At 56.5% G+C, this 25,709-nt stretch carries 22 protein-coding genes and 1 tRNA gene; 16 read left to right on the top strand and 7 right to left on the bottom strand.

Translation table 11 applies throughout. The features are described 5' to 3' along the window. Positions 1 to 92: 92 nt before the first annotated feature. Entirely contained in the window at positions 93 to 3,566 is a 3,474-nt protein-coding gene (gene dnaE / locus CPter91_RS05345) for a DNA polymerase III subunit alpha (protein WP_061937929.1), read from the bottom strand. A gap of 106 nt (positions 3,567 to 3,672) precedes the next feature. On the opposite strand from dnaE, the gene CPter91_RS05340 reads away from it, so the two are divergent. Beyond that, the gene (locus CPter91_RS05340) at positions 3,673 to 4,563 is read left to right on the top strand and encodes a sulfurtransferase (RefSeq protein WP_061937926.1); all 891 of its coding nucleotides are present in this window, start codon (positions 3,673 to 3,675) and stop codon (positions 4,561 to 4,563) included. Between the two features lie 109 nt (positions 4,564 to 4,672). Here the strand turns inward: CPter91_RS05340 and CPter91_RS05335 are convergent, their stop codons facing one another. Further along, positions 4,673 to 5,248: a flavodoxin family protein gene (locus CPter91_RS05335; protein ID WP_061937922.1), complete on the bottom strand. Its 576-nt coding sequence runs from the start codon at positions 5,246 to 5,248 to the stop codon at positions 4,673 to 4,675. 367 nt (positions 5,249 to 5,615) lie between these two features. Here CPter91_RS05335 and CPter91_RS05330 point away from each other — a divergent pair, with 367 nt between their 5' ends. Both CPter91_RS05330 and gluQRS read left to right on the top strand, forming a co-directional pair. Beyond that, positions 5,616 to 6,575, top strand: a complete 960-nt coding sequence (locus tag CPter91_RS05330) for a LysR family transcriptional regulator (RefSeq protein WP_061937920.1) — start codon at positions 5,616 to 5,618, stop codon at positions 6,573 to 6,575. Continuing rightward, a complete protein-coding gene (gene gluQRS / locus CPter91_RS05325; RefSeq protein ID WP_061937918.1) occupies positions 6,568 to 7,461 on the top strand; it encodes a tRNA glutamyl-Q(34) synthetase GluQRS in 894 nt (297 codons plus the stop codon). Before CPter91_RS05330 ends, gluQRS begins: the two co-directional genes overlap by 8 nt. 5 nt (positions 7,462 to 7,466) lie before the next feature. On the opposite strand, the gene CPter91_RS05320 is transcribed toward gluQRS, so the two are convergent. The 4 genes from CPter91_RS05320 to CPter91_RS05305 form a co-directional block, all read right to left on the bottom strand. Further along, the gene (locus CPter91_RS05320; protein WP_061937917.1) at positions 7,467 to 8,999 is read right to left on the bottom strand and encodes a DEAD/DEAH box helicase; all 1,533 of its coding nucleotides are present in this window, start codon (positions 8,997 to 8,999) and stop codon (positions 7,467 to 7,469) included. A gap of 254 nt (positions 9,000 to 9,253) precedes the next feature. Further along, the gene (gene tsaD / locus CPter91_RS05315) at positions 9,254 to 10,279 is read right to left on the bottom strand and encodes a tRNA (adenosine(37)-N6)-threonylcarbamoyltransferase complex transferase subunit TsaD (RefSeq protein ID WP_061937915.1); all 1,026 of its coding nucleotides are present in this window, start codon (positions 10,277 to 10,279) and stop codon (positions 9,254 to 9,256) included. Between the two features lie 101 nt (positions 10,280 to 10,380). Beyond that, positions 10,381 to 10,572: a zf-HC2 domain-containing protein gene (locus tag CPter91_RS05310; RefSeq protein ID WP_061937913.1), complete on the bottom strand. Its 192-nt coding sequence runs from the start codon at positions 10,570 to 10,572 to the stop codon at positions 10,381 to 10,383. Between the two features lie 113 nt (positions 10,573 to 10,685). Then, positions 10,686 to 11,252, bottom strand: coding sequence for a sigma-70 family RNA polymerase sigma factor (locus tag CPter91_RS05305; RefSeq protein ID WP_061937911.1), 567 nt, complete (start codon positions 11,250 to 11,252; stop codon positions 10,686 to 10,688). A gap of 184 nt (positions 11,253 to 11,436) precedes the next feature. On the opposite strand from CPter91_RS05305, the gene ybiB reads away from it, so the two are divergent. From ybiB to CPter91_RS05250, 11 genes are all read left to right on the top strand, one after another. After that, positions 11,437 to 12,489 carry a DNA-binding protein YbiB gene (gene ybiB, locus CPter91_RS05300; protein WP_061937908.1) on the top strand — a complete coding sequence of 351 codons (1,053 nt, stop codon included), beginning with the start codon at positions 11,437 to 11,439 and terminating at the stop codon, positions 12,487 to 12,489. A 282-nt stretch (positions 12,490 to 12,771) separates the two neighbouring features. Further along, positions 12,772 to 13,980, top strand: a complete 1,209-nt coding sequence (locus CPter91_RS05295) for a cation:proton antiporter (protein ID WP_061937905.1) — start codon at positions 12,772 to 12,774, stop codon at positions 13,978 to 13,980. 10 nt (positions 13,981 to 13,990) lie between these two features. Beyond that, positions 13,991 to 15,190, top strand: a complete 1,200-nt coding sequence (locus tag CPter91_RS05290; protein WP_061937902.1) for a YbdK family carboxylate-amine ligase — start codon at positions 13,991 to 13,993, stop codon at positions 15,188 to 15,190. Between the two features lie 48 nt (positions 15,191 to 15,238). Continuing rightward, the gene (locus tag CPter91_RS05285; protein WP_061937898.1) at positions 15,239 to 16,435 is read left to right on the top strand and encodes a BaiN/RdsA family NAD(P)/FAD-dependent oxidoreductase; all 1,197 of its coding nucleotides are present in this window, start codon (positions 15,239 to 15,241) and stop codon (positions 16,433 to 16,435) included. A gap of 93 nt (positions 16,436 to 16,528) precedes the next feature. After that, positions 16,529 to 17,407 (top strand): Wzz/FepE/Etk N-terminal domain-containing protein, encoded by an 879-nt coding sequence (locus tag CPter91_RS05280; RefSeq protein ID WP_061937884.1) that lies wholly within the window; start codon positions 16,529 to 16,531, stop codon positions 17,405 to 17,407. A gap of 118 nt (positions 17,408 to 17,525) precedes the next feature. Then, a complete protein-coding gene (gene rpsU / locus CPter91_RS05275; RefSeq protein WP_005665410.1) occupies positions 17,526 to 17,738 on the top strand; it encodes a 30S ribosomal protein S21 in 213 nt (70 codons plus the stop codon). Positions 17,739 to 17,947: 209 nt separating this feature from the next. Further along, positions 17,948 to 18,397: a GatB/YqeY domain-containing protein gene (locus CPter91_RS05270; RefSeq protein WP_061937881.1), complete on the top strand. Its 450-nt coding sequence runs from the start codon at positions 17,948 to 17,950 to the stop codon at positions 18,395 to 18,397. A 36-nt stretch (positions 18,398 to 18,433) separates the two neighbouring features. Beyond that, positions 18,434 to 20,230 carry a DNA primase gene (gene dnaG / locus CPter91_RS05265; RefSeq protein WP_061937878.1) on the top strand — a complete coding sequence of 599 codons (1,797 nt, stop codon included), beginning with the start codon at positions 18,434 to 18,436 and terminating at the stop codon, positions 20,228 to 20,230. 580 nt (positions 20,231 to 20,810) lie between these two features. Continuing rightward, positions 20,811 to 23,048 carry an RNA polymerase sigma factor RpoD gene (gene rpoD, locus CPter91_RS05260; protein ID WP_417924842.1) on the top strand — a complete coding sequence of 746 codons (2,238 nt, stop codon included), beginning with the start codon at positions 20,811 to 20,813 and terminating at the stop codon, positions 23,046 to 23,048. 162 nt (positions 23,049 to 23,210) lie between these two features. Beyond that, positions 23,211 to 23,289 (top strand) — tRNA-Ile (locus CPter91_RS05255). 551 nt (positions 23,290 to 23,840) lie between these two features. Beyond that, on the top strand, positions 23,841 to 24,254 hold the full coding sequence (locus CPter91_RS05250) for a hypothetical protein (protein WP_335340116.1): 414 nt from the start codon (positions 23,841 to 23,843) through the stop codon (positions 24,252 to 24,254). A 5-nt stretch (positions 24,255 to 24,259) separates the two neighbouring features. On the opposite strand, the gene CPter91_RS25590 is transcribed toward CPter91_RS05250, so the two are convergent. Beyond that, positions 24,260 to 24,538, bottom strand: coding sequence for a helix-turn-helix domain-containing protein (locus tag CPter91_RS25590; protein WP_335340115.1), 279 nt, complete (start codon positions 24,536 to 24,538; stop codon positions 24,260 to 24,262). A gap of 95 nt (positions 24,539 to 24,633) precedes the next feature. On the opposite strand from CPter91_RS25590, the gene CPter91_RS05245 reads away from it, so the two are divergent. Together CPter91_RS05245 and CPter91_RS05240 are read left to right on the top strand one after the other, a co-directional pair. After that, on the top strand, positions 24,634 to 25,017 hold the full coding sequence (locus tag CPter91_RS05245; protein WP_061937876.1) for a hypothetical protein: 384 nt from the start codon (positions 24,634 to 24,636) through the stop codon (positions 25,015 to 25,017). 325 nt (positions 25,018 to 25,342) lie between these two features. Further along, positions 25,343 to 25,597, top strand: a complete 255-nt coding sequence (locus CPter91_RS05240; RefSeq protein WP_150119628.1) for a hypothetical protein — start codon at positions 25,343 to 25,345, stop codon at positions 25,595 to 25,597. Positions 25,598 to 25,709 lie beyond the last annotated feature (112 nt).

Below are 25,709 nucleotides of genomic sequence, written 5' to 3'. Positions count from 1 at the left end.
CGTTTTTGACAACGGCTCCCGAAATCTGCATATAGTCGCAACATTGGTTTTTTTACCGTCACGCCGCTGTTACAAGTCGCGTCCAAGGATATTTAGTATTCCACGGCAATTGCCTGTTGTCCCAGACGCTCGACCAGCACATCCCGCAAACCATCACTCGGGGAAACCCGCCATGCCTCTCCAAACGCTATTTCACAGGCAATCTCAGAATTGGCATAACGGACCGTCAAAGGCAAACCGACATCACTGCGATGCTCAGACAACATCCCTTTCAGCTGCCCAACATCTACTATTCCTTCAGGCGACGACAACGAGAGGACAAGCTGGCGCCCATAATGAATCCGCGCAGTAGCAATATCCATCACCTTTTCTGCCGATACCCGCAAGCCGCCATTGAAACGGTCTTCCGACACCTTGCCCTGCACTACCAGAAATTCGTCTTCCTTGAAAAACGCCTTGTTCGGTTCGAACTGTTCGTTATAGACAGTGACGTCAAGCGTGGCGCTGCCGTCATCCAAGGTGACGATCATCATTTTCCCGCGCTGGGTCATCTGAGTGCGCAGGCTGGAGATGATGCCGGCCAGGGTGCGCGGCTCGCGCGATGGTTCCAGGCTGCCCAGCGGCGTGCGTGCAAAACGGCGCGCTTCGGCGGCGTAGGCATGGAACAAATGTCCTGACAGATAGAAGCCAAGCGCGCTCTTCTCTTCCGTCAGTTTCTGCTTGTCGGTCCATGGCGTCGCCTGCACATATTCGATAGGTGCTTCCAGGTCGCTGTCGTCGCCGCCGAACAGGCTCACTTGATTGGCTGACGCCAGTTTCTGATCGGCGGCTTCCATCGCACGTGGCACCGAGGCCAACAGGATCCCGCGGTCGACCTTGAAGCAGTCGAAGGCGCCGGCACGTATCAGCGACTCAATGGTGCGGCGGTTGATCTGGCGCTTGTCCACGCGCAGGCAGAAATCGAAGAGGTCGACGAATGGTTTTTCCTGGCGGGCGGCGATGATGGCTTCGATCGCATTCTGTCCCGAACCTTTGACGGCGCCGAGGCCGTAACGAATGAAAGTCGCTTTCTTACCCGGCTCGCCTTCCGGCGTGAAACGGTAGTCCGACAGATTGATGTCGGGCGGTAGCAAGGTCAGCTTGCAGATGACCAGCGAATCTTCCACCAGGATCTTGATCTTTTCCGTGTCGTCCATCGCCAGCGACAAGTTGGCGGCCATGAACGCGGCGGGATGGTGTGCTTTCAGGTAGGCGGTGTGATACGACAGCAGCGCATAGGCGGCAGCGTGCGACTTGTTGAAGCCGTAGCCCGCGAATTTTTCCATCAAGTCGAAAATCTCGTCGGCCTTGGCTTCGCTCAAGCCGTCCTTGGCCGCGCCGTCGCGGAAAATCTGGCGGTGCTCCGCCATTTCTTCTGCCTTTTTCTTACCCATCGCCCGCCGCAGCAAATCGGCGCCGCCGAGCGAGTAGCCGCCGACCACCTGCGCCATCTGCATCACCTGCTCCTGATACACCATGATGCCGTAGGTTTCGGACAGGATGCCCTCGGTGCGCGGATCCGGATAATCGAAGCGCTCGCCATGCTTGCGCTTGCAGAAATCAGGAATCAGGTCCATCGGACCCGGACGGTACAAGGCCACCAGCGCGATAATGTCTTCGAAGCGGTCGGGCCGCGCATCTTTCAGCATGCCTTGCATGCCGCGGCTTTCCAGCTGGAACACGGCGACCGTTTTGGCGGCGGTCAGCAGCTCATAGGACGCACGGTCGTTGAGCGGCAGCTTTTCCAGGCTGAAATCGGCCATGGCGGGATCGAGCTGCTTGATGTAGCGCACCGCCCGGTCGAGGATCGTGAGGGTAGTCAAACCCAAGAAGTCGAACTTCACCAGGCCGACCGCTTCGACGTCGTCCTTGTCGTACTGCGAGACCACGCCGGCATCGCCGCCCTGGGTGTAAAGCGGACAGAAATCTGTCAGCTTGCCCGGGGCGATCAGGACACCGCCGGCGTGCATGCCGATGTTGCGGGCAATGCCTTCGACCTGCTGCGCCAGGTTGAGCAGCTGCTTGACCTCTTCCTCGTTCTCCAGGCGTTCGGCCAGCATCGGCTCTTCCTGGATCGCATCGGCAATCGTCACATGCTTGCCCGGCTTGAAAGGGATCAGCTTGGAAATGCCGTCGCAGAAGTTGTAGCCGAAGTCGAGCACGCGGCCGACGTCGCGGATCGCGCCTTTGGCCGCCATGGTGCCGAAAGTGGCGATCTGCGATACCGCATCCTTGCCGTACAAATCCTTGACGTGCTGGATGACGCGGTCGCGCCCTTCCTGGCAAAAGTCGATATCGAAGTCGGGCATCGAGACGCGCTCAGGATTGAGGAAGCGCTCGAACAGCAGATTGTATTTGAGTGGATCGAGGTCGGTGATCTGCAGCGAATAGGCGACCAGCGAACCGGCGCCGGAGCCCCGTCCCGGTCCGACCGGCACGCCGTTCTGCTTGGCCCAGCGGATAAACTCGGCAACGATCAGGAAGTAGCCGGGGAAACCCATCTTGATGATGGTGTCGGTTTCAAACTTGAGGCGGTCCTGGTAGCGTTGACGCTGCTGCTCGCGCTTGGCTTCGTCCGGGAACAGGTGCACCAGGCGCAGCTCCAGGCCTTCCTGCGATTGCTGTATCAGGAATTCGCCGATGGTCATGCCATCCGGCGTCGGAAAATCCGGCAGTTGCGGCTTGCCCAGCTGCAGCGTCAAGTTGCAGCGCTTAGCGATTTCAATCGAATTCTGCAAGGCCGCCGGCATGTCGGCAAACAGTTCCGCCATCTCGGCCTGGCTCTTGAACGATTGCTGGACATTGAAGCGGCGCACGCGGCGCGCATTCGCCAGCATCTCGCCTTCGGCGATACAGGTGCGCGCTTCGTGCGCGATGAATTCTTCCTTGTCCAGGAACTGGGTCGGATGGGTGGCCACCACGGGCACGCCGAATTTCGCCGCCAGCGCCACTGCCTGACGCACATGCGCTTCCATGTTCGGCTGCTCGGCGCGTTGCACTTCGACGTAAAAATTGTCCGGGAAAATATTCATCCAACGCTGGATGCAGCGCTCGGCCGCTTCCGAGTTACCGTTATCGATGGCCATGCCGATATCGCCGAAGTGCGCGCCCGACAAGGCAATCAGGCCATTGCCGCTGCCATTTCCGTGGTCCTTGAGGCCTTCCAGCCATTCGGCACGGATTTCAGCGCGGCCGCGGTGCAGGTTTTCCAGCCAGGCGCGCGACAACAGTTCACACAGCTGCAGATAGCCGCTACGGTTCTTGACCAGCAACAGCAAACGCGACGGCTTGTCGCGTTCATCGTCATTCGTGATCCAGACATCGCAGCCGATGATCGGCTTGATGCCCTTGCCGCGCGCAGCCTTGTAGAATTTGACCATGCCGAACAGGTTGGCCAGGTCGGAGATGCCGAGCGCGGCCTGGCCGTCGCTGGCTGCTGCTTTCACTACGTCGTCGATGCGCACCAGGCCATCGACGATGGAATACTCAGAGTGGAGGCGGAGATGAATAAATTGCGGTGTCGTCATGGGCGGTATTTTACCCCGAGGCCTGTCAGACTTTGAGCAAAATTGGGCAAACCCATGTCCGCCGTTTATAATACTGATAAATCAACGACTTACCGAGAAATTTCCCATGCAGTCCAGTCACTCTTTTGTCAATATTGCGGCCTATAAATTCGTCACTTTCATAGACACGGAACAGAAGCGCCCTGAATTTCTTGCAATTTGTAAGGAATTGCAACTAAAAGGCACGATCTTGCTCACTCCCGAAGGAATCAACCTGTTCCTGGCTGGTCAACGTGTGCAAATCGACCAGTTTCTGGCCTGGCTCCGTGCGGACGAGCGCTTTGCCGACATCGAAGTCAAGGAAAGCTACTCGGAAAAGCAACCGTTCACGCGTATGCTGGTCAAGCTGAAAGCGGAAATCATCACCATGAAACACCCGCTGATCAAGCCGGAACTGGGCCGCGCGCCGGCGGTGCAGGCGCAGACTCTGAAGCGCTGGCTGGACCAGGGCGTCGACGACAATGGCCGCCCGGTGGTGATGCTGGATACCCGCAACGCCTTTGAAGTCGATGTCGGCACCTTTGAAAACACGATCGACTACCGCATCGAAAAATTCAGCGAGTTTCCGGCAGTGATCGCCGAGCATAAGGATGAGCTAGCCGGCAAGACCATTGTTACCTTCTGCACCGGCGGCATCCGTTGCGAAAAAGCGGCGATCCACATGCAGGACATCGGCTATGACAGCGTGTACCAGCTGGAAGGCGGCATCCTCAAGTATTTCGAGGAATGCGGCGGCGCCCATTACGACGGCGATTGCTTCGTGTTCGACTATCGTACCGCACTCAATCCGCAACTGCAGGAAACCGCCACCGTGCAATGCTACGCCTGCCGTGCGGTGGTGACGCCACGCCAGCAATTGTCGCCGCAATACGTTGCCGGCAAGTCCTGCCCGCATTGCCTCCCTGAGACCATTCCAGCCGAGGCGGCAGCGTCAGCGAACATCAGCACGGCACATTAATCGCACAATTTAATCACGCAATTCAGGCCCATGAAAAAGCCCGCTGGCAGTTGCAGCGGGCTTTTTTTGTTTTCCGAGCGGAGGGGCTACGCCCTCCCCGCACGATCAATTACTTATTGAACTTCTGCGCAGTCTCGGCAACGCGCTGGCCGAACTGGCTGGCGGTTTCCAGATCGCCGGCCGCCGGACCTTCCTGCGGCGACGAGTCGGACGGACTTTGCGCCAGCGCGCCGGAGAAGCCGCCGACGAAATTGACGTCGTTGCGTTGCGCCGCCTTGCTGTTGGCTGGCATCAGGCCGGTGCCGACCCACACCATGCTGTGCTGCATAGCGAATGTGATCAGGTAGCTCATGGTGGTGCCCTTGTCGCCGTTCATGGTCGCCGAATTGGTGAAGCCGGCGGCGATCTTGTCTTTCCATTTCTGGCCAAACCATTGCTTCGACGAGGTATCCGCGAATTTCTTGAACTGCCAGGATACCGTTCCCATGTAGGTCGGCGTGCCAAAGATGATGGCATCGGCAGCCTCCAGCGAGGCCCAGGCGGCATCGCTCAGATTGCCTTCGGCATCGATAGCGATCAGCTCTGGTGTCGCGCCTTGCGCGCGCAATACACCGGCATGCACCGCTTCGGCCTGGTTCTTCGTATGGCCGTAGCCTGAATGATAAACGATAGCAACTTTGGTCATGAGAATACCCTTTTGATGTAAAACTCAGTTAGCAAGATAAAACAACGAGAAATAACAACGAAAATCGATGGCGGGCGCGGGCCTGAAAAACTCCCGCTCCGGCGAACCAAAAACGGCATCAGCAGTCAGTTAAGCATGGCTTGCCAGAATACAAGCCCGCTCACCTTATATGCAAAAAAATAATTTCACTATAGAAAATCCATACAGCTATCCAATGCATTATTTGGCACTATAGGCGCAAGAAATAGCTTGGGACAGTGGCAAAATTTCGATATATCATTCAATTTATCTGAATGAAATTTTAACAATATTCGTATGCCATGAGTCACTACATACCTGTCACCTGTTTTTTACTTTTCAAGCAATAATGAAACTGACGCTGGAAGCTCTGCAAATTCTTGACACGATAGATCGCAAGGGCAGCTTTGCCGCCGCCGCTATCGAACTGGACCGCGTGCCTTCTGCACTGACTTACAGCGTGCGCAAGCTGGAGGAAGACCTGGACGTGCTGCTGTTCGACCGTCGCGGCCACCGCGCCAAACTGACCGTGGCCGGGCTCGAACTGCTGACAGAAGGGCGCCATCTTCTGCTGGCGGCGCAAGAACTTGAACGGCGTGTCAAGCGCGCCGCCACTGGCTGGGAAGTTGAACTGCGCATCGTCCTCGACAGTATTATTCCCTTTGACAGCCTGTTACCGCTGATCGACGCTTTCGATCGCCAGAATGCCGGTACGCGCCTGCGCATCTCGCACGAAGCCTTGTCGGGCGTGTGGGAAGCCCTGTTGTTCGACCGTGCCGACCTGGTGATCGGTGCTCCTCAAAGCGGCCCCGACAGCATTCGCATGAGCGGCGGCTTCCAGACTCGCCAGCTAGGCACGATCGATTGGGCCTTCGCCGTGGCTCCCGGCCATCCCTTGGCAAACGCGCCAGAGCCGCTGACCGCAAGCCTGGTGCAGCAATATCGCGCGATTGCCGTCGGCGACACCGGCCGTACCTTACCCAGCATCAATTCCGGCCTGTTGAATGGTCAGGATATCCTGACCGTGCCTTCCGTTCCGGCCAAATTGCAGGCCCAGCTGAGCGGCCTCGGCTGCGGCCATCTGCCGCGCTGGATGGCGATTCCCCATTTTGCCTCCGGCGCCCTGATCGAAAAACAAACCACCGAAGCCAAGCCAAGCGACAAGACGCAAATCGCCTGGCGCACGCCAGCCGTGGGAAAATCCCTCAAATGGTTCATCGCCCAGCTCAGCGAACCGGCCACGCAGCGCGCCTTGCTCGGATCGCCGGCGCCGCAGGCATCTCCTCATGAATCGAGCAACCATGCCTAATCAAGCAAACTATACCGGCCGCTTTGCCCCTTCGCCCACCGGCCCCTTGCACGCTGGCTCGCTGGTGGCGGCGATGGCCAGCTATCTGGACGCCAAGGCTAGCCATGGCCGCTGGCTGCTGCGCATGGAGGATGTCGACGAAGCCCGTACGGCGGCCGGGGCGGCGGATTCGATCCTGGCGGACCTCGACGCACTCGGCATGCATTGGGATGGCGAGGTCCTGTTTCAGAGCCGGCGCGGGGCAGCTTATGAAGCAGCTTTTGACCGGCTCGGACGACTGGCTTATCCGTGCGGCTGCACGCGGCGCGAAATCGTCGATTCGCGCATCTGCGTCGCCGCCGACGGCGCCGCGGTCTACCCCGGCACCTGCCGCAGCGGCCTGCCGGTCGGCAAGCCGGCCCGCGCCTATCGCCTGCGCGTGCCGGATCCAGGGCATATCGATGAACTGATCATTTTTGACGACCGCTGGCTTGGCCGCGTACAGCAGCACCTGGCGATCGAAGTGGGAGATTTTGTACTGAAGCGCGCCGACGGCTACTGGGCTTACCAGTTGGCGGTGGTGGTGGATGATGCCGAACAGGGCGTGACCCACGTGGTGCGCGGCGCCGACTTGCTGGATTCGACCGGCCGCCAGATCTACCTGCAGCGCCAGCTGCAGCTGGCGACGCCGCAATACCTGCACGTGCCGGTGATTACCAATGCCGACGGGGAAAAATTATCCAAGCAAAATGGGGCACAAGCGATCGACATGACGCAGCCGCTGCAGGCACTCATCAAGGCGGCCTGGTTTCTGGGATTGGATATCGGGCAAGTGGAGAGTATCACCGCATTCTGGCCCTTGGCCACTGCAGCGTGGGCGAATCTGGAAGCGACTCGCCCGAGTTGAAACGATCAGCCCTTGGGGACGCCGCCCAGCAGCGCCGCCAGCTTAACCTTGGACGACTTGATGGAACCGCCTGCAGGCGCTGCAGCCACGGGCGGGACATCCGCCGAAGCCGTCGGCTCATAAGGCTTGAGGAACCACGGATCGATTTTTTCGCGGCGTCCGCCACCGGTCGGCGTCGAGGTGTAGGCACTGCGCGTATGCTGCTGGCTGCGGCTGGAAGATGAAGCAGCGCCGCGGCTGTCGCTGCGGCCTTCGCTGCGCTCACCACGTTCGCCGCTACGCTCGCCACGGCCATCGGCGCCGTCACGGCGCCCTGAACGTTCAGAGCCGGCCGACGGCTTGGCGACAAACCCGGTCAGTTCGGCGCGTACGAATTTATACTTGATCATCTTTTCGATATCGACCAGCAAACGCTCGTCCTTATCGGCATACAGGGAAATCGCATCGCCGGAAGCGCCGGCACGGCCGGTACGGCCGATGCGGTGGACATAGTCTTCGGCGTTGTACGGCAAATCAAAATTGATCACGCAAGGCAGTTCAGCGATATCCAGGCCGCGCGCCGCGACGTCGGTCGCCACCAGCACTTCGATCTCGCCTTGCTTGAACGCTTCCAATGCCGCCATGCGCTCATTCTGCGTCTTGTCTCCATGGATCGCGGACGCCTTGACGCCTTCGTTTTCCAGATGACGCGCCAGTTTCGAGGCGCCGATCTTGGTGTTGGAAAAGACGATTACCTGCTTCAGCTTGCGTTCACTGATGATGAACGACACCGCCTGGGCCTTGGTCTGCTCGTCAACCCGGTACATGGTTTGCGTGACGTTGTCGGCGGTGGCGTTGCTGCGCGCGACTTCGATGGTGACCGGATTCTTGAGGAAAGTCCCTGCCAGTTTCTTGATTTCGCCGGAGAAAGTGGCCGAGAACATCAGGTTCTGGCGCTCTTTCGGCAGCAGGTTGATGATGCGCTGCAGGTCCGGCAGGAAACCCATGTCCAGCATGCGGTCGGCTTCGTCCATCACCAGGATCTGCGTCTGCGACAGGTTCACGGTCTTTTGCTGGACGTGGTCCAGCAGGCGGCCCGGCGTAGCAATCACGATCTCGATGCCGGAACGCAAGGCTGCGGTTTGCGGTGCGATATCGACGCCGCCAAACACCACTGTCGAGCGCAAGGGAGTGTGACGGCAATACGCCTTGACGTTGTCCGCGACCTGATCCGCCAGTTCACGCGTCGGCGTCAGGATCAGCGCCCTGACCGGATGCCGCGCCGGCGAGGCGCTGGTGTTGGCGTGCGCTAGCAGCAACTGGATGATCGGCAGGGAAAAACCAGCGGTCTTGCCGGTCCCCGTTTGCGCCGCACCCATGACGTCGCGCCCTTGCAGCACGATAGGAATGGCTTCGGCCTGGATCGGCGTCGGATGCACATACCCTTGATCGCTCAGCGCGCGCAAGATATCTGGAGACAGCCCGAAGTCGGCAAAACGGACGGAGGGCGTGGTTGGCACTGCTGCTTCAGCTTGAATCTCGGACTGTATGTCTGACATGGTAGTTGGCGGCCTTCGGTGCAAGTTGCACTCAAACAACGAATCCAGAGGCCGGTTGGGTTCTGTATCCGTAAAAAGGCACTAATGCTTTCAATTGAATTCGTGAATTTCGTGTCAGCTCATGGAAGATGAGCCAAATGATTGCGGCAGCGCTTTCAACAGCGCCACAAACCAGGTTGTCATTTAAGCATCCTCCCTGGCATGTTTTGTACCACAGTCGCGCATTATACGCCTAGCTGGGATTTTGCTAAGACTCAGATGCCAAGTTCATTCAATGGCCAGCGCGGCCGCACATTGAAGGCATAGTTGCGCTGTGCCGCTTCCGGCTTGATCTGCAAACGCATGGCGCCGGCAAAGGCAATCATCGCGCCGTTATCCGTACAGAATTCCAGTTCAGGGTAATACACCCGGAAGCGTCGCTTTTCCGCAGCGGCGTTCAACGCTGCGCGCAGCTGTAGGTTAGCGCCCACACCGCCGGCGATCACCAGGCGCTTGAGGCCGGTCTGCTTCAATGCCGCCAGGCATTTCGCCAGCAATACGTCCACCAACGCATCGACAAAGCCGCGCGCGATGTTGGCTTTGTCTTGCTCGCAAATATTCGCCGGATGTTTCTTGACCAGCGTCAGCACCGCGGTCTTGAGGCCGGAGAAACTGAAATCCAGGTTTTTCGAGTGCAGCATCGGCCGCGGCAGTTGATAGGCAGATGGGTCGCCAAACTCGGCCAGGCGTGAAATCGCCGGGCCGCCTGGATAGCCGAGGCCGAGCAGTTTTGCCGACTTGTCGAACGCTTCGCCGGCGGCATCGTCCAGGGTTTCGCCCAGCAAGGCGTACTGGCCGACGCCGTCGACCCGCATCAGCTGGGTATGGCCGCCCGAGACCAGCAAGGCGACGAAAGGAAAGCTGGGTGGATCGCTGGCCAGCAGCGGCGACAGCAGATGGCCTTCCAGGTGGTGCACGCCCAGCATCGGCTTGTCCAGCGCCAGGCCAAGGCCGCAGGCAATCGATGCACCTACCAGCAGCGCGCCTGCCAGGCCAGGGCCCTGGGTATAGGCAATGGCGTCGATGTCGTGACGCTCGACGCCGCTTTCGCCAAGTACCTGCTGCAACAGCGGGATAGCGCGCCGGATATGGTCGCGCGAAGCCAGTTCCGGCACCACGCCGCCATACTGTTCATGCATCGCGACTTGCGAATACAAGGCGTGCGCCAGCAGGCCGCGCTCTGTGTCATAGAGCGCAAGGCCGGTTTCGTCACAGGAAGATTCAACGCCAAGAACAATCATGGATGGGACAGTTTGTATGCAATGCAGCATTGTAAAGGAAAGGGTGGCCGCTACCCTAGTGTCGTGTCGGGCTGAGAAGATCGGCTGCTAGGCTGGCAAGATTAATCCTTGCCAAGCCGCTGCATCGCTTTCCGTATGAAAACAAGCTGCTGCGAAAAGCGGGTACAGGCAGTGCAGGTCCACAAATGCACGCGCACCCGCGCCCGGGTCAGCGGCGACAGATTGCTATCCTGCGCCTGGGACAGCAGCTGCTGGGTATCGCGGCAATGGGGAATCAGGCGTTTATAGGGCATAAAGGTAAATTAAAGGCTGGGCTAGCGTGCATCAACAGGGATTGGTCGCGCCATGTTTCAAATGCTTACAATTAATATGGATGCTCTCTCGAATGTAGCAAGAAGCTCGCGATTCAGGCCTGGGCGCCGAACCAGGTCATCTGCAAGCACTCCTTGAGCCGGGTGCGCGCCCGATGCAGCAGCACCCAGGCATTGGCGGCGGTAATGTCGAGTTCCTTGCAGATGGCATCAGTATCCAGCTCCAGCCACTCCCGCATCATGAAAATGCGTCCGGTCTTGGCGGGCAGCTTGTCTATGCATAACTGCAAAATATCGAAAAACTCCTTGCGCTCCAGGGTCTCGTCCGGATTGCCCCAACTAGGCGCTGCTTCCATCGCATGCCCGGCGGGCGTGAACAAGGCGTCCATCATGTCAGCGTCGCTGCGGTCGCCGTCTTCGTCGCTGCTCAGCTGCACTTCGCGCTTGCCGCGCCGCAGCTGGTCCAGCAATTTGTGCTTGAGGATGCCGATGACGTAGGTCTTGAACGAAGACTGTTCCTGGAAACGGTCGGGATGCTCAAGCACCGCCAGTATCGTTTCCGACACAGCATCTTCGGCCAAGGCGTCATTGCGCAGCTGCAGCGCAGCAAAGCGTACCAGCTGCGGCCGCAATATTTCAAGCTGGCGAGGATCGAGTGCCATATAAACCCGGATAAGAGATACTACATACATGCGAGCAGTGCACAGGGCCCTGCTCTGCCACAGACAAAGAACCGTTTTGAGCGACGATTCTACCCGATGGGCCGGTGCTCCGGCGGGTAAAGTAAAATCCTTGCAAATATTCTCGCCCGGATCAAAGCGGGTACATCACATCAGCTTCCTATCCATGACAAATATTCCTTTAGCCGAACCATTCGCTGCCGCACGCTTCATCAAGGAAATCGGCCGCGGCAAGGATGGCGCCCGCAGCCTGGCGCGCAGTGATGCGCACGACCTGTACGCTGCCATGCTGGACGGCCGCGTGTCCGACCTGGAACTGGGCGGCATCCTGCTGGCAATGCGCATCAAAGGGGAATCGGTAGACGAAATCGCCGGCTTCCTGGATGCTGCCGAGGCCTCGTTTACGCAGATCACACTGCCAGAATGGTCCGCCGCAGCGCGGCCTTACGCACCGGTGGTCATCCCGAGTTACAACGGCGCGCGTCACATGGCCAACCTGACACCCTTGCTGGCGTTGCTGTTAGCGCGGGAAGGCGTACCGGTGCTGATGCACGGTGTGCTGACCGATCCAGGCCGCGTCACCAGTGCGGAAATTTTCCAGGCGCTGGGGCAATTGCTTTGCCTCAGCATAGACCAGGTCCAAGCACGTTTTGAACAAGGCTTGCCGGCCTTCATGCCGATTGATGCGCTGGCGCCGAAAATGGCGCGCCTGCTGGCCATGCGCAGGATCCTGGGGGTCCGCAACTCAACCCACACGCTGGTCAAGATCATGCAGCCGTTCGTGGTTCCGGCCCTGCGCCTCAGCTCATATACCCATCCGGAATACCTGACCATGCTCACCTCGTATTTCATGACAACTGCAGCGGCGCAGCGAGGAGACGTGTTCTTGATGCGCGGCACGGAAGGCGAAACGGTAGCAAACGCCAGGAAAGCGCAAAAAATCGACTGGTTTCATGCCGCGACACAGACCACACTAGTGGAGAAGCAAGAAATCGCCAATGACATTCCTGCGCTCCCCGAACAACGCGATGCGCTCAGCACCGCCAGCTGGATACAGCGGGCATTGCGGGAACCTGAACTGATTCCCAAGCCGATTGCCGCACAGGTCGAACAATGCCTGATGGCTTGCCGCAACTTATATCTCCGGCACGATTGGGCTGCCGTCGACAGCAAGGGAAAAACACCCGGCGCAACTGGCTCCATTTCCCAAGGGAACTAATTTTTATGAAGAAGAACAAACCACACTGAGTCGTGAGAGCCTGGCAGATGCATGTACTATCTGGCAGTCGACATGAACATTGCCATCGAGCATGATCAGGATAAGATCTACTTAGGCAATACCTTAAGCAAATGAGATAGCGCAACGCCAATATAATCAAGACAAGGAGAGTGCGCTTAACAAGACGTAAGGCATGCATTTCAACAAACCTCATTCATCTGGCCATACGGCATCTTGTCCAGCATGGCATAGCCGCTGCAAGACTAACTTTCTGGAGGATCCATGGATTGGACTCTTCCGCCCTTTGCGCTAGCACAGCCCATTCAATGGAATGCGCTGTTACTGTTCGGCAGCTTGCTGCTGTTCGGGCTAGTGGGCGGCCACATCGTCACGAAAAACCCCTGGTTTCCGCGCATCACCGGCTACCTGATCGTCGGCTTCCTGCTCGGCGTCGGTGGCTTCGACCTGCTGTCCGGCGACGTCCTGAAGCTGGCCAACATCTTTGCCGACATGGCGATGGCGCTGGTCATCTATCAGCTTGGACGCTACGTCGATATCGGCTGGCTGCGCCGCGAAAAATGGCTGCTGGCCACCGTCATGCTGAGCGCCGTGCTGTGCTTTACTTTCGTCAGCGGCGCCCTGATCTGGCTTGGCACTTCGCGCGTGCTGGCCTTGCTGGGCGGCGTGCTGGCCATCGCCACGGCGCCGGCGGTAGTGATGGTGGTAGTGCGCGAGCTCAAGGCCGAGGGCCAGGTGACACGCCGCCTGGCCGCCATGACCGCACTGAATAATTTTGTGGCCTTGCTGGCGGCCTACGCCTTGCTGCCCGTGGTTGCGCACGAAAGCGCAACCCCTTTCAGCACCTTGCTGGCGCACACCATGTATTCGCTGTTCGGCTCGCTGGTGCTGGCCTACCTGACCTATCGCCTGATGATTCCGCTGGCGCGCCTGCTGGGACGCCAGCCGAGCCGCCAGTTCGTGCTGGTGATCGCGGTCATCACGCTGGCGATCGGCGCCGCCCACGCGCTGCAGCTGCCGATCCTGCTGACCATGCTGATCTTCGCCATCATGTCGAAGAACCTGGATCACCAGTACGATCTGATGGAACTCGAGTTCGGCGTCGCCAACGAATTGTTCATCGTCATGCTGTTCATCACGATCGGCGCCTCGATCCGCCTGTCCGACCTGTCGATGGTGGGCGCCTCGGTCGCCGTGCTGATTGCCGCGCGTTTTATCGCCATGGCTTGCGGCGTATTCACGTTCGCGCATTTCGCCAAGATGAAATGGAAGCAGGCGGCACTCATCACGCTGGGCACGCTGCCCATGACCGAAGCCGGCCTGGGATTGATGCAAACCACGGCTTACCTCTACCCCAACACCACCGCCGACGTCTTGCCCTTGCTGGCCGGCTGCTTGATCGTCCTGGAGCTGCTGGGGCCGATCGCCACCCAGTTTGCCCTGATCAAATCAGGTGAAAGTGGACGCGAATGAAAGGGAACCCATGAGCGACAACACACAAGGCGGCACCGTCAACACGGAACAGACTGCAGCCGAGATTTTGCCCTTCACCAGCTCTGCCCCGTTTACGATGGGAATCGAACTCGAGCTGCAATTGGTGAATCGCCGCAACTACAATCTTGCCAGCGACGCCGTCGACCTGCTGACCTGGATCGAACCGCGCGATCTGCAAAAGCAGATCAAGCTGGAAATGACGCAAGGCATGATCGAGCTGAATTCCGATGTCCATACCCGGGTCGACCATCTGATCGAGGAACTGAAAGGTTTGCGCGCCGCCTTGAACCGCGGTGCGCAATACCTCAACATCGACGTCTCGGGCGGCGGCGCACATCCATTCCAGCATTGGAACGAACAGCGGATTACCCCAAGCGAGCGTTTCCATCACCTGCACGAAAAATACGGCTACCTGGCCAAGACATTCACGGTATTCGGCCAGCACATCCATGTCGGCGTCCCCAACGGCGATGATGCGCTCTACCTGACCCATGCGTTTTCGCGCTTCGTGCCGCATTTCATTGCGCTCTCGGCTGCCTCGCCGTTTTACCAGGGCGCCGACACCCAGTTCGAATCCTCGCGCAGCAATGTGGTGCGCGCCTTCCCTTTATCGGGTACGGCGCCGACGCTGACTCGCTGGTCCGATTTCGAGACTTACTACGACGAACTGCTGCGCATCGGCATCATCGGCAGCATGAAGGATTTTTACTGGGACATCCGCCCCAAGCCGGAGTACGGCACGGTTGAAATCCGCGTGTGCGACACGCCCCTGACGATTGAACATGCGGCGCACCTGGGTTGCTATGCACAATTGCTGGCGCGCTGGATCCTGACCGAACGGCCGTTCGTGATCACCAACGATTTCTATCTGTTGTATCAATACAACCGTTTCGAGGCCAGCCGTTATGGCCTTACCGGCTCTATCGCCATACACGGAAACAACCCCGCCGACTCCTCCAAACAGCCGATCTACGAACATCTTCTAGGCCACCTGCAGGACTTACAGCGGTATACTCAGAACGAAGCGGAACAACTGACCCTGAAACGCCTGCGCCATATGGCTGAAGGCCGACTGAGCGACGCCGGCTGGCTGCGCCAGACATTTGTCCAGCGCGGCTCGTTGAATGACATGATGCGCTTGTCGTCTGAGCTGTGGATGGGACAGGAGCCGCCGCCGTACTACCAATAACACTACTAATAACTCCAATAAATAATAATAAATACTTAATTAAGATCGATGCAAAAACAATTTGATGTCGCCGTCATTGGCGCCGGCGCTGCGGGCATGATGTGCGCCGCGGTCGCCGGTCAGCGTGGGAAAACAGTTGTTGTAATTGATCACGCCGCCAAACTGGCGGAAAAGATCCGCATTTCCGGCGGCGGCCGCTGCAATTTCACCAATGTCAACGCCGGACCGCAGAATTTCCTGTCGCAGAATCCGCATTTTTGCAAAAGCGCCCTGTCGCGCTATACTCCGCAAGATTTTGTCAGCCTGGTGAAGCGCTACCGGATTGGCTATCACGAAAAGCACAAGGGGCAACTGTTTTGCGATGACTCGTCGGAACAAATCATCGCCATGCTCAAAGCCGAATGCGACCTGGGCAATGTCAGCTGGCGCATGCCTTGCAGCGTCGCCGGCATCGGCAAGAGCGGCGAGCTGTTCCGGATCGACAGCAGCGCGGGGGAGATACTTGCCAGCAATGTCGTCATCGCTACCGGCGGCTTGTCTATCCCAAAGATCGGCGCCACCGACTTTGCCTATCGCATCGCCCGTCAGTTCGGCCTGCGCATGGTCGAAACGCAGCCCGGACTGGTGCCGCTGACCTTCGATTCAGCCGCCTGGCAACCGTTTCTGCCTCTGGCCGGGATTGCCTTGCCAGTCGAGGTCGTCACCGGCGATAAAAAGAGCCGCGGCGAATTCAGGGAAGATTTGCTGTTTACGCATCGCGGCCTGTCCGGCCCGGCGATTCTGCAGATTTCCAGTTTCTGGAAAAGCGGCACCCCGCTGCTGCTTAATCTTTTACCGGAAGTTGACGTTGCCGAAGTACTAATCGAAGGAAAAACCTCGATTAAAAAAAACCTTGGGAACGTCTTCGCGCAATGGCTGCCAACCCGGCTGGCCCAAGGCATTATCGAAGCAAATAAGCTGGACCCGGCAGGCCGTCTCGCCGATATTCCCGACCGCTTGCTGCGAGACTTGGGACAGGCCGTCAACCGCTGGATTATCCAGCCGAGCGGCTCCGAAGGCTATCGCAAGGCGGAAGTTACTCTGGGGGGCATCGACACCAGGGAACTATCACAGCAGAGCATGATGTCCAATCAGGTAGCGGGCTTGTATTTTGTCGGTGAAGCAATCGATGTCACCGGCTGGCTCGGCGGCTACAACTTTCAGTGGGCCTGGGCGTCTGCCAGTGCGGCAGGACTGGCAATTTAAATTCAGCGTCGCCGCCCACCGGACTTTTGTTGCTGTAAAATAATATTTAATAAATGATAATAAAATTAACCAAACTGATTAGATAATCTATCCATGGCAAATAACTTTCCAAACAATAATAATTCCAGCCGAATCGAAGACGCAGAACTCATTGATCTCGGCGCAATCGGGAGCAGCATCAAACGCCGCTGGGTCCTTCTACTGGCGTGCGTCGTCGTCGCCATCGCTGCGGCAGGAGGTGCTTGGCGCATGACCCCTGCAGAATGGAAAGCCACGGCGGCCTTGCAGATTGGGCAGCTACCAGTCACCCCTACGACTTTAATCGAACCGACAGCCCAGGCAGCTGAGCGTTTCAATCAGCGCCAACTACAGGACCAGGCACTGGTCTCGGTGGGTTTGCCGCTGAGTGAATTTAAAGATGACCGTACCCGTCTCCTGCGCAAAAGCCTTAAAGCAACCCCTGGGAAAAATACCAGCTTCATCGACGTCAGCGTCACCGCCTTCTCCCAGGAAGATGCAAAAACTTACCTGAACGCGGCCATACTCGCTTTAATCAAGGCCCACGACGCCCGCTTGGCACCGCTTATTAAAAATCTCGACGACAGAATTGCAACCAACGCTCTTCAGATGAGTGAGGCTGCAAGCGAAAAGGTCCGCCTGGAAGCAAATCTCAAGAATGCATCCGCGTCGCCAAGCGGAGGAAAATTCGAACCAAGCGTCATCGCCATCAATCTTATTTCCAAGCAGGATGATTTAATCCGTGGCCTGACCATAGAGCGCGCAGCATTGATTGATTTGCATACAAAAACCAATACTTTCCCCACGGCAATAGTCGACGCGATTTACGTCCCGGAGCGCCCGGCATCGCCAAAATTATCGCTGTTTCTCGCCATTGGCTTGATCCTTGGCGCCTTGATCGGCACCATTCTGGCCATGTTCCTTGATCGCAATCGCCCCAAGACAGCAGGCTAATCAAGGCGGCTGTTGCAAATAAACGGCAATCTGCAGGCAGGCTGGGATAAGACTTCCATTTATTCATTTTCCCAGCTATAATCTCGCTCTTCCCTACACAAACTTGGTTTGAATTTACATGACCACAATTCGTCTTAAAGAAAACGAGCCCTTCGAAGTTGCGATGCGTCGCTTCAAGCGCACTATTGAAAAAACAGGTCTGCTGACTGAGTTGCGTGCACGTGAATTTTACGAAAAGCCAACAGCTGAGCGCAAGCGCAAGCTGGCAGCTGCTGTGAAACGTCATTACAAGCGCATTCGCAGCCAGCAATTGCCGAAGAAACTGTACTAATATTTGAACTGATTCTTCACCGCACTCAGTGCGGCTGATTGAATTGCGTTACAAACCCGCTCCGGTGTTGCTCCGCAGCGGGTTTTGCCGTTTTCCAGGTCGCGAAACAGCAGCGATGAAATCAGCACTGCGCCGCACAACCGGCACCACAATCCAGCAATTTTGTTTTTCCCGTCTACAATGGAAAACACCACCGAATGGAGAACTGCATGGGCTTGAAAGAACAGATTACCGAAGACATGAAGGCCGCGATGCGCGCCAAGGAAACTGCAAAGCTGGGCGCCATCCGCCTGATCACCGCAGCCATCAAGCAAAAAGAAGTCGACGAACGTATTGAGCTAGGCGACAGCCATGTGCTGGCGATCATCGAAAAAATGATCAAGCAGCGCAAGGACTCGATCAGCCAGTTTGAAGCCGGCGGCCGTCAGGACCTGGCCGATATCGAAAAAGCCGAATTGGCGATTCTTTCCCACTACATGCCTGCTGGCCTGTCCGATGCGGAAATCCAGGCGGAAGTCGCTGCCGCCATCAGCGCCAGCGGCGCAGCCGGCCCGCAGGACATGGGCAAGGTCATGGCCATCGTCAAGCCAAAGCTTGCCGGCCGTGCCGACATGGGAGCGGTTTCGGCATTGATAAAAGCCGCCCTCAGCAAGGTCTGACATTCACACCACAGTGCTGCCCGCCCTCAAGTCCACGTGATCCCGCAATCGTTTATCCAGGACCTGCTCAACCGCGTCGATATCGTCGACGTGGTGGGCAAGTACGTGCAGCTGAAAAAAGGCGGCGCCAACCTGATGGGCCTGTGCCCTTTCCATAACGAGAAATCGCCCAGCTTTACGGTCAGCCCGACCAAGCAGTTCTATCACTGCTTCGGCTGCGGCGCCCATGGCACGGCGATCGGCTTTCTGATCGAGTACTCCGGCCTCGGCTTTGTCGAAGCCGTGAAAGACCTGGCGCAGGGCGTCGGCATGACGGTTCCGGACAACGACGACAAGATTCCGCCTGCGCAACGGGCGGAATACCAGGCAAAAAGCCTGGCCCTGTCGGATGCCATGAGCGCCGCCTGCGATTTCTACCGGCAGCAGCTGCGCACTGCGCCGAATGCCGTCGATTACCTGAAGCGGCGCGGCCTGACCGGTGAAGTAGCGGCCAAATTCGGCCTCGGCTACTCCCCCGACAACTGGGATAGCTTGCGCCATGTTTTTCCCGACTACGAAGTCACGGCGCTGGTCGAAGCCGGCCTGGTCATAGACCGCACCGATGAAGAGGGCAACAACCGCAAGCGCTACGACCGCTTCCGCGACCGCATCATGTTCCCCATCCGCAATACCAAGGGACAAGTCATCGGATTTGGCGGCCGCGTACTGGACAGCGGCGAACCGAAGTACTTGAATTCGCCGGAAACACCCTTATTTCAAAAGGGTAGCGAACTGTACGGCCTGTTCGAAGCGCGCCAGGCAATCCGCGACGCCGGCTACGTGCTGGTGACCGAAGGTTATATGGATGTAGTAGCGCTGGCGCAGCTGGGATTCCCGCAGGCAGTCGCCACCTTGGGAACCGCCTGCACACCGACCCATGTGCATAAGCTGTTGCGCCAAACCGATCACGTGGTGTTCAGTTTCGACGGCGATCGCGCCGGCCGCAAAGCCGCGCGGCGGGCGCTGGATGCCTGCCTGCCGCACGCCACCGACAACAAGATCATCAAGTTCCTGTTCTTGCCGCAGGAACACGATCCCGACAGTTTTGTGCGGGAAATGGGAGCGGAAGCATTTGAGCGCCAGATCCATGACGCCATGCCGCTGTCGCAGTTTTTACTGAATGAAGTCACCGGCGAAGCCGATTTGAGCACGTCCGAAGGGCGCGCGCGCGCGCAATACGACGCCAAGCCGCTGCTACAGCTGATGCCGCCCTCCTCGCTGCGACTGCAAATCGTGCGCGGCCTGGCCCAGCTGACACAATCGACGCCCAGCGAAATCGAGGCCTTGTTTGAACTGAGCAAGCCGATCGCCGCCGCGCGACGCGCACCGCCGCGCAGCAACCGCCAGGCGCCGGTCGGACTGGAACGGCAGATTATCCGCCTGCTAGTGGCGCATCCGGCTTTTGCCTCGGAACTAGACGATGCCGCCCTGGACGCGGTCGCCAATTTCGCCCCCGACCGGGCAGAAATGCTGGCGCGCCTGATCACCGCCAGCCATGAAATGGGCGATCAGGCCAATTTTGCAACATTGGCAGAACACTTACGGGAAGGCGGCGAAGATTTTGAGTCGCTGATCGCGGAAATCGCGGCTGAATCGGAATCTGAAACGGAAGCAGCGCGATTAGAACTGGCGGGCGCGATTCGCCAGACTAAAATGAAGATATTGAAGGATGAACTTGATCAGCTGGCGGCGACCGGACTGGGCACGGAGGAAGCCCGCAATCGCTACCGGGAATTGATGCAAAAGCAAGAACAGTTGCGCCGCGAAGCTGAAACTGAAATGAATTTGCGCTAGAAAGTGCTTAAAATACAAGTACATCGCGCCAAAAAGCGAAAATCCGGCGGCGTCGCAAGGCCGCTTGCATTGGAGGATGGCACCTCCATATGCTATAATTAAAGGCTTTAGATTCAAAGCCTTAGAGCTTGCCAAGTTGAGCGCGATTTTGGCGTTCGATTGATAGTAGCACCAGATTGATTTAGATGGATAGGAAGGTAGTGAGGAAAGCAGTAAGAACCGGTGTGCAGAGGATTCTGTCAACGATTTAAGCTTCTCGATAACGGACAGAGTACAGGCAGCGGCACCCATAGCGCAAATCAGTGTAACCAGATTGGTATTTGATTCCATGGCGAATGCAATGAAGAGACCCGCAAAACCCCTGACATCTCCCGTTAAAAACACGAAGCCGGCTGCGGCCAGGCCAAGCGCCTCCTCCCCGACACCGAAGTCTCCCGTTAAAAAAACGGCCGCTTCTTCTAAAACATCGCCGTCAGTCAGTAAGCCTGTTAGCAAGAAAGTAGTTTCTAAAGCAACTGCAACGACCACGAAAGCATCAAGAACTGTTGCAAAACCAGTATCTGTGAAATCGAAAGCCCCTGTGACAAACAAGAAACCACAACTCAAAGTCGTCAAATCAGCCAAAAATGTAGCGGCGGCGCCTGTTAAAGCCGACGTTAGCGTGATGATTGGATCAGGCGTAAGTCAAACCACGGATGCCGCAACCCTGGCGGCGATTGATACCTCCGGCTATATTCTGCCGTCGGTGAAGGTACCTGGACGTCGTGGTCGCAAGCCAAAAGAATTCCAGCCTGAGAACGATGAAGTCGCGGCGCTCAACGCGGTCGAACGCGCTGAACTGAAAGCCGTCGACAAGGCCAAGGCCAAGGACCGCAAAGCCAAGGAAAAGGCTTTGCTGAAAGATGCTTTCTCGTCCGATACCGAAGCCAGCGAAGAAGAACTCGAAGCACGCCGCCAGAAGCTCAAGACCCTGATCAAGATGGGCAAGGAGCGCGGCTTCCTGACGTTCTCAGAAATCAACGATCACCTGCCTGAAAACATTATCGATCCGGAAGCCATCGAAGGCATCATCGGTACTTTCAGCGACATGGGGATCGCCGTCTACGAACAGGCGCCTGATGCCGAAACACTGCTGTTGTCGGATAACGTGGCGACCGTCGCCAGCGACGACGATGCAGAAGCCGCGGCAGAAGCCGCGCTGTCGACCGTCGATTCCGATTTTGGCCGCACTACCGATCCGGTCCGCATGTACATGCGCGAAATGGGTTCGGTCGAGCTGCTGACGCGCGAAGGCGAAATCGAAATCGCCAAGCGTATCGAAGACGGCTTGAAAGACATGATTCAGGCCATCTCCGCCTGCCCGACCACCATCGCCGAAATCCTGCTGGCCGCTGAAAAAATCGGCAAGGATGAAATCAAGATCGATGAAATCGTCGATGGCCTGGTAGATCCGAACCAGACCGACGAAGCGCTGGCCGCCAGCGCCGCTGCGCCGGCTGCCGACGAAGACAGCGACGAAGAAGAGGAAGAGGAAGAAGAAGACGAAGAAGAGGATGACGCCAGTTCGACATCCGGCGCTGCCGGCTTCTCGGCGGAACAGCTGGAACAGCTGAAGCGCGATGCGCTCGGCAAGTTTGAAACCATCTCGACCCAGTTCGACAAGATGCGCAAAGCGTTTGAAAAGGAAGGCTACAACTCCAAGCCTTACGTCAAGGCGCAGGAAATCATCTCCAACGAATTGCTGGGCATCCGCTTTACCGCCAAGGTGGTCGAAAAATTGTGCGACACCCTGCGCGGCCAGGTCGATGAGGTGCGTCAGATCGAACGTCAGATCCTCGACGTCGCGGTCAACAAGTGCGGCATGCCGCGCCCGCATTTCATCAAGGTATTCCCGGGCAACGAAACCAACCTGGACTGGGTGGACGGCGAAGTTAACGGCAACCATGCCTATAGCACCGTGCTCAGCCGCAATGTGCCTGCAGTCAAGGAATTGCAGCAACGCCTGATCGATCTGCAGGCGCGCGTCGTGCTGCCATTACCCGACCTGCGCGGCATCAACAAAAAGATGGGCGCCGGCGAAAAGAAAGCACGCATGGCCAAGCGCGAGATGACCGAGGCCAATTTGCGCCTGGTGATCTCGATCGCCAAGAAATACACCAACCGCGGCCTGCAATTCCTGGATCTGATCCAGGAAGGCAATATCGGTTTAATGAAAGCGGTCGACAAGTTCGAATATCGCCGCGGCTATAAATTCTCGACCTATGCGACATGGTGGATCCGTCAGGCCATCACCCGTTCGATTGCCGACCAGGCGCGCACCATCCGGATTCCGGTGCACATGATCGAAACGATCAACAAGATGAACCGCATCTCGCGCCAGATCCTGCAGGAAACCGGCGCCGAGCCGGATCCGGCGACACTGGCGATCAAGATGGAAATGCCGGAAGACAAGATCCGCAAGATCATGAAGATCGCCAAGGAACCGATTTCGATGGAAACACCGATCGGCGACGACGACGATTCCCATCTGGGCGATTTCATCGAAGACAACAATACGCTGGCGCCAGCCGATGCGGCATTGCATGCCTCGATGCGCGGCGTGGTGAAGGACATCCTGGATTCCCTCACCCCACGCGAAGCCAAGGTACTGCGCATGCGTTTCGGCATCGAGATGTCGACCGACCATACGCTGGAAGAAGTCGGCAAGCAATTCGACGTGACGCGCGAGCGGATCCGCCAAATAGAAGCTAAAGCGCTGCGCAAGCTGCGCCACCCTTCCCGTTCCGACAAGTTGAAGAGCTTCCTCGAAGGTAATTGAGGCTTGCAGTGAATCCGCCGCTAATTTCTGGATGATTCACTGTAATTCGGCTACCCTTCGCTCAGGTATTTTTCTATAATACGGAATTGATTTTGCGATGCTGTCGTGTTTGCTTCATTATGCGGACACCATAAGTACAACATGACAGCGCCCTGAGGAATTGGGCCCCTAGCTCATGCTTGGTTAGAGCAGCGGACTCATAATCCGTTGGTGCCCAGTTCGACTCTGGGGGGGCCCACCATATAAAACAAAGGGTTACATGCTTTTGCATGTAACCCTTTTATTTTATATATTTTTTTGTGACACATAGCGTGACACATGGATTAAAACACCCAAGTTGTTGCAATAGTGTCATTTTTCCATTTCGAGAGTTTGTTGATGGTCGTGTTCAGCACGGGGACGTACAATATATTCAATGTTTGGAGGCCTTAGCCGTCGGTTTCGCACGTGTAGAGAAGTATCACAACATCGATTTTCTCCCGAGTATCAAGCGTACTTGCAACGATCAATCGCATCACCCCCTTCATAATTTTCACCATATAACAGCGATCAAAGAGCGCAGCTAAAGTTGCGTCGATTTTTGCGCCATCAACTAATGCGTGTGTCAGCTTGATTCTAGTTATTGATATACCTGAATTGGGTTTTACTTTTGCCCAAAAATTCAGTCGAGCTTCTGTAGTCCAGTTTCTCCCCCGCTTCAAACTTTAACCACTCAACGAGCGAATGCATTTGCATTTCGACATCCGATTGAACGGAGGTATTCGTTCGTCCCTACGATATGAAGGAGTTCGTATGAATCACGATAATTACAACAAACAGGAAATTCACGCTAACACGGCTGAAGAAGGCACTGAGGCTGAAGCGCCAATAACACAGGAAGAGCTGGAGTTATTTGCCGCCTTCATTGTGTTTGTACCCACACAGATCGGAGAGCCATTGTTTGCACTTGGAGAGGTTGTCGCTACCCGCGGTGCCGTGGATTTATTGGACCGCCTCGGGATCAACGGTAGCGTCTATGTCAGGCGGCACCAATGCGGCGATTGGGGTGTCGTCTGTGCAGAAGATGCAGAAGAAAACGCTCGAGCAGTTAGCGATGGCAATCGAATATTGTCCGAGTACAGATTAGGAGCACGCCGCAATCGACTTTGGATAATCACGGAGCATGATCGCAGCGTCACTACACTTTTGCTGCCGGAAGAGTATTGATCTTCCTAAAGCTTAGAAACAATCATAAGTTCCGAAATTTTCATATCGAGAGCTTTGGCGATACGAGCAATATGCAGTAATCCTGTGTTTTGCTCACCACGCTCAATTGATCCCATGTAAGAGCGATCAATCCCGCACTTCAGCGCCAACTCCTCTTGAGACACCTCACGTTCTTTCCTAGCACGTCGGATACCAGCGCCAAACGCTGTTAAGGCTTTATCTTTCGAATGAGGAGATGCAATTGGCATACCGCGATTTTCTCGGTATGATGCCAATGTTGCCACGGGCAATCTTCCTCATTTTTTTATCGGTACGAATCGGGGTATTTCGGCGATCAAGATTCTTACTCTGCAATCCCAGTTTTCCCTAAGGAGAAAAAATGCTGCTGAATTCACGAAAGACCACTCACGCAGTTGTCACGACTCTGCTCGTCGCATTGTCTCAGTATTCTTATGGTGAGCAAATGCCGCCCGCGTGCGCCCAGCTAACTAGAGCATTTGAAATATGTTCGACAGATTTCCAGGCTTACCAAGAACTAACAAATCCGGCTGCGGCTAAAGACAATGAACTGGATCCAAAGCAACTCGAAGGATTACTAAGAGTGGCTATCCAGAAAAAGGGAATGCAGGCGGTCGCAGAGGGATGCGCGACGGAGAAAATGAAAAATCCAATTTTGGATTCTTTAGTAAATACGGCATCTGCAATGGCCATGGCGGGCGGTAATCCTCGGCGCTGCATGAGAGCGATCCAGCAAATTAGGTAACTTACCGGAAGCTTCGTTTTTGCTAAATGTGCTCCCTTTAATGCCTCCTTAATCCAATTATTCAAATGCCGAGTGTAATAGCATTTCTATGATCGTTAAATTCTTCAGGATCGCCAAATGAAATCCATATTGTGCATTTCACTTTTTCTTTCCGCGAGTCTGTTAGCTGGAGTTGCTGTTGCAGACGATCAAACGACGATAACAACGCGGGCAGGAACGCTCTCAATCACAGGTGCGATGGGGGATGTGAGCTTATTTTTAGATCGAAAAAAAACTGACCACAGAAACAGATTCATTGGGGATGTCATTTAAGAGCAAATTCGTTTTGAATGACAAAGATGTCGTACTTGTGGCGGATGGAGTCAGCGCAACTTGCCAATTGAATTTCTTTGTCACTATAGCGAGTAAATCTGACGTAAAAATATCGCCATCGTTTGGTACGTGTGATGATGGCCCGCAGGTGATTCAAAGTGGGGCGCAGGTCATACTGCGTATGAAAGATGAGAAAGGTAGGAAGGTGAAATACATTTTCGAAAATGGGAACGTGCCAGAAAATGGAATAATTTTAAAGACACAGTAACGATATCAAGGTAGGTGCACTGGTTTTGTGGAAACGAGATTTCGAGGACGCTGGAGGCCACCGCAGCCTCCTCTGCCGCCATGCCGTTATGGCGGCGCTTGCATCGATTGAG

The organism is Collimonas pratensis (genome assembly GCF_001584185.1).
Lineage (GTDB): Bacteria > Pseudomonadota > Gammaproteobacteria > Burkholderiales > Burkholderiaceae_D > Collimonas > Collimonas pratensis.
Note: the sequence above shows the minus strand (reverse complement) of the source record. Positions and strands in the feature narration are given on the sequence as shown.

Bases quoted from the DNA above. Each gene is read 5' to 3' on its own strand.
- dnaE (WP_061937929.1), bottom strand. From the start codon at position 3,566: ATGACGACACCGCAATTTATTCATCTCCGCCTCCACTCTGAGTATTCC.
- CPter91_RS05340 (WP_061937926.1), top strand. From the start codon at position 3,673: ATGCAGTCCAGTCACTCTTTTGTCAATATTGCGGCCTATAAATTCGTC.
- CPter91_RS05335 (WP_061937922.1), bottom strand. From the start codon at position 5,248: ATGACCAAAGTTGCTATCGTTTATCATTCAGGCTACGGCCATACGAAG.
- CPter91_RS05330 (WP_061937920.1), top strand. From the start codon at position 5,616: ATGAAACTGACGCTGGAAGCTCTGCAAATTCTTGACACGATAGATCGC.
- gluQRS (WP_061937918.1), top strand. From the start codon at position 6,568: ATGCCTAATCAAGCAAACTATACCGGCCGCTTTGCCCCTTCGCCCACC.
- CPter91_RS05320 (WP_061937917.1), bottom strand. From the start codon at position 8,999: ATGTCAGACATACAGTCCGAGATTCAAGCTGAAGCAGCAGTGCCAACC.
- tsaD (WP_061937915.1), bottom strand. From the start codon at position 10,279: ATGATTGTTCTTGGCGTTGAATCTTCCTGTGACGAAACCGGCCTTGCG.
- CPter91_RS05310 (WP_061937913.1), bottom strand. From the start codon at position 10,572: ATGCCCTATAAACGCCTGATTCCCCATTGCCGCGATACCCAGCAGCTG.
- CPter91_RS05305 (WP_061937911.1), bottom strand. From the start codon at position 11,252: ATGGCACTCGATCCTCGCCAGCTTGAAATATTGCGGCCGCAGCTGGTA.
- ybiB (WP_061937908.1), top strand. From the start codon at position 11,437: ATGACAAATATTCCTTTAGCCGAACCATTCGCTGCCGCACGCTTCATC.
- CPter91_RS05295 (WP_061937905.1), top strand. From the start codon at position 12,772: ATGGATTGGACTCTTCCGCCCTTTGCGCTAGCACAGCCCATTCAATGG.
- CPter91_RS05290 (WP_061937902.1), top strand. From the start codon at position 13,991: ATGAGCGACAACACACAAGGCGGCACCGTCAACACGGAACAGACTGCA.
- CPter91_RS05285 (WP_061937898.1), top strand. From the start codon at position 15,239: ATGCAAAAACAATTTGATGTCGCCGTCATTGGCGCCGGCGCTGCGGGC.
- CPter91_RS05280 (WP_061937884.1), top strand. From the start codon at position 16,529: ATGGCAAATAACTTTCCAAACAATAATAATTCCAGCCGAATCGAAGAC.
- rpsU (WP_005665410.1), top strand. From the start codon at position 17,526: ATGACCACAATTCGTCTTAAAGAAAACGAGCCCTTCGAAGTTGCGATG.
- CPter91_RS05270 (WP_061937881.1), top strand. From the start codon at position 17,948: ATGGGCTTGAAAGAACAGATTACCGAAGACATGAAGGCCGCGATGCGC.
- CPter91_RS05250 (WP_335340116.1), top strand. From the start codon at position 23,841: ATGAATCACGATAATTACAACAAACAGGAAATTCACGCTAACACGGCT.
- CPter91_RS05245 (WP_061937876.1), top strand. From the start codon at position 24,634: ATGCTGCTGAATTCACGAAAGACCACTCACGCAGTTGTCACGACTCTG.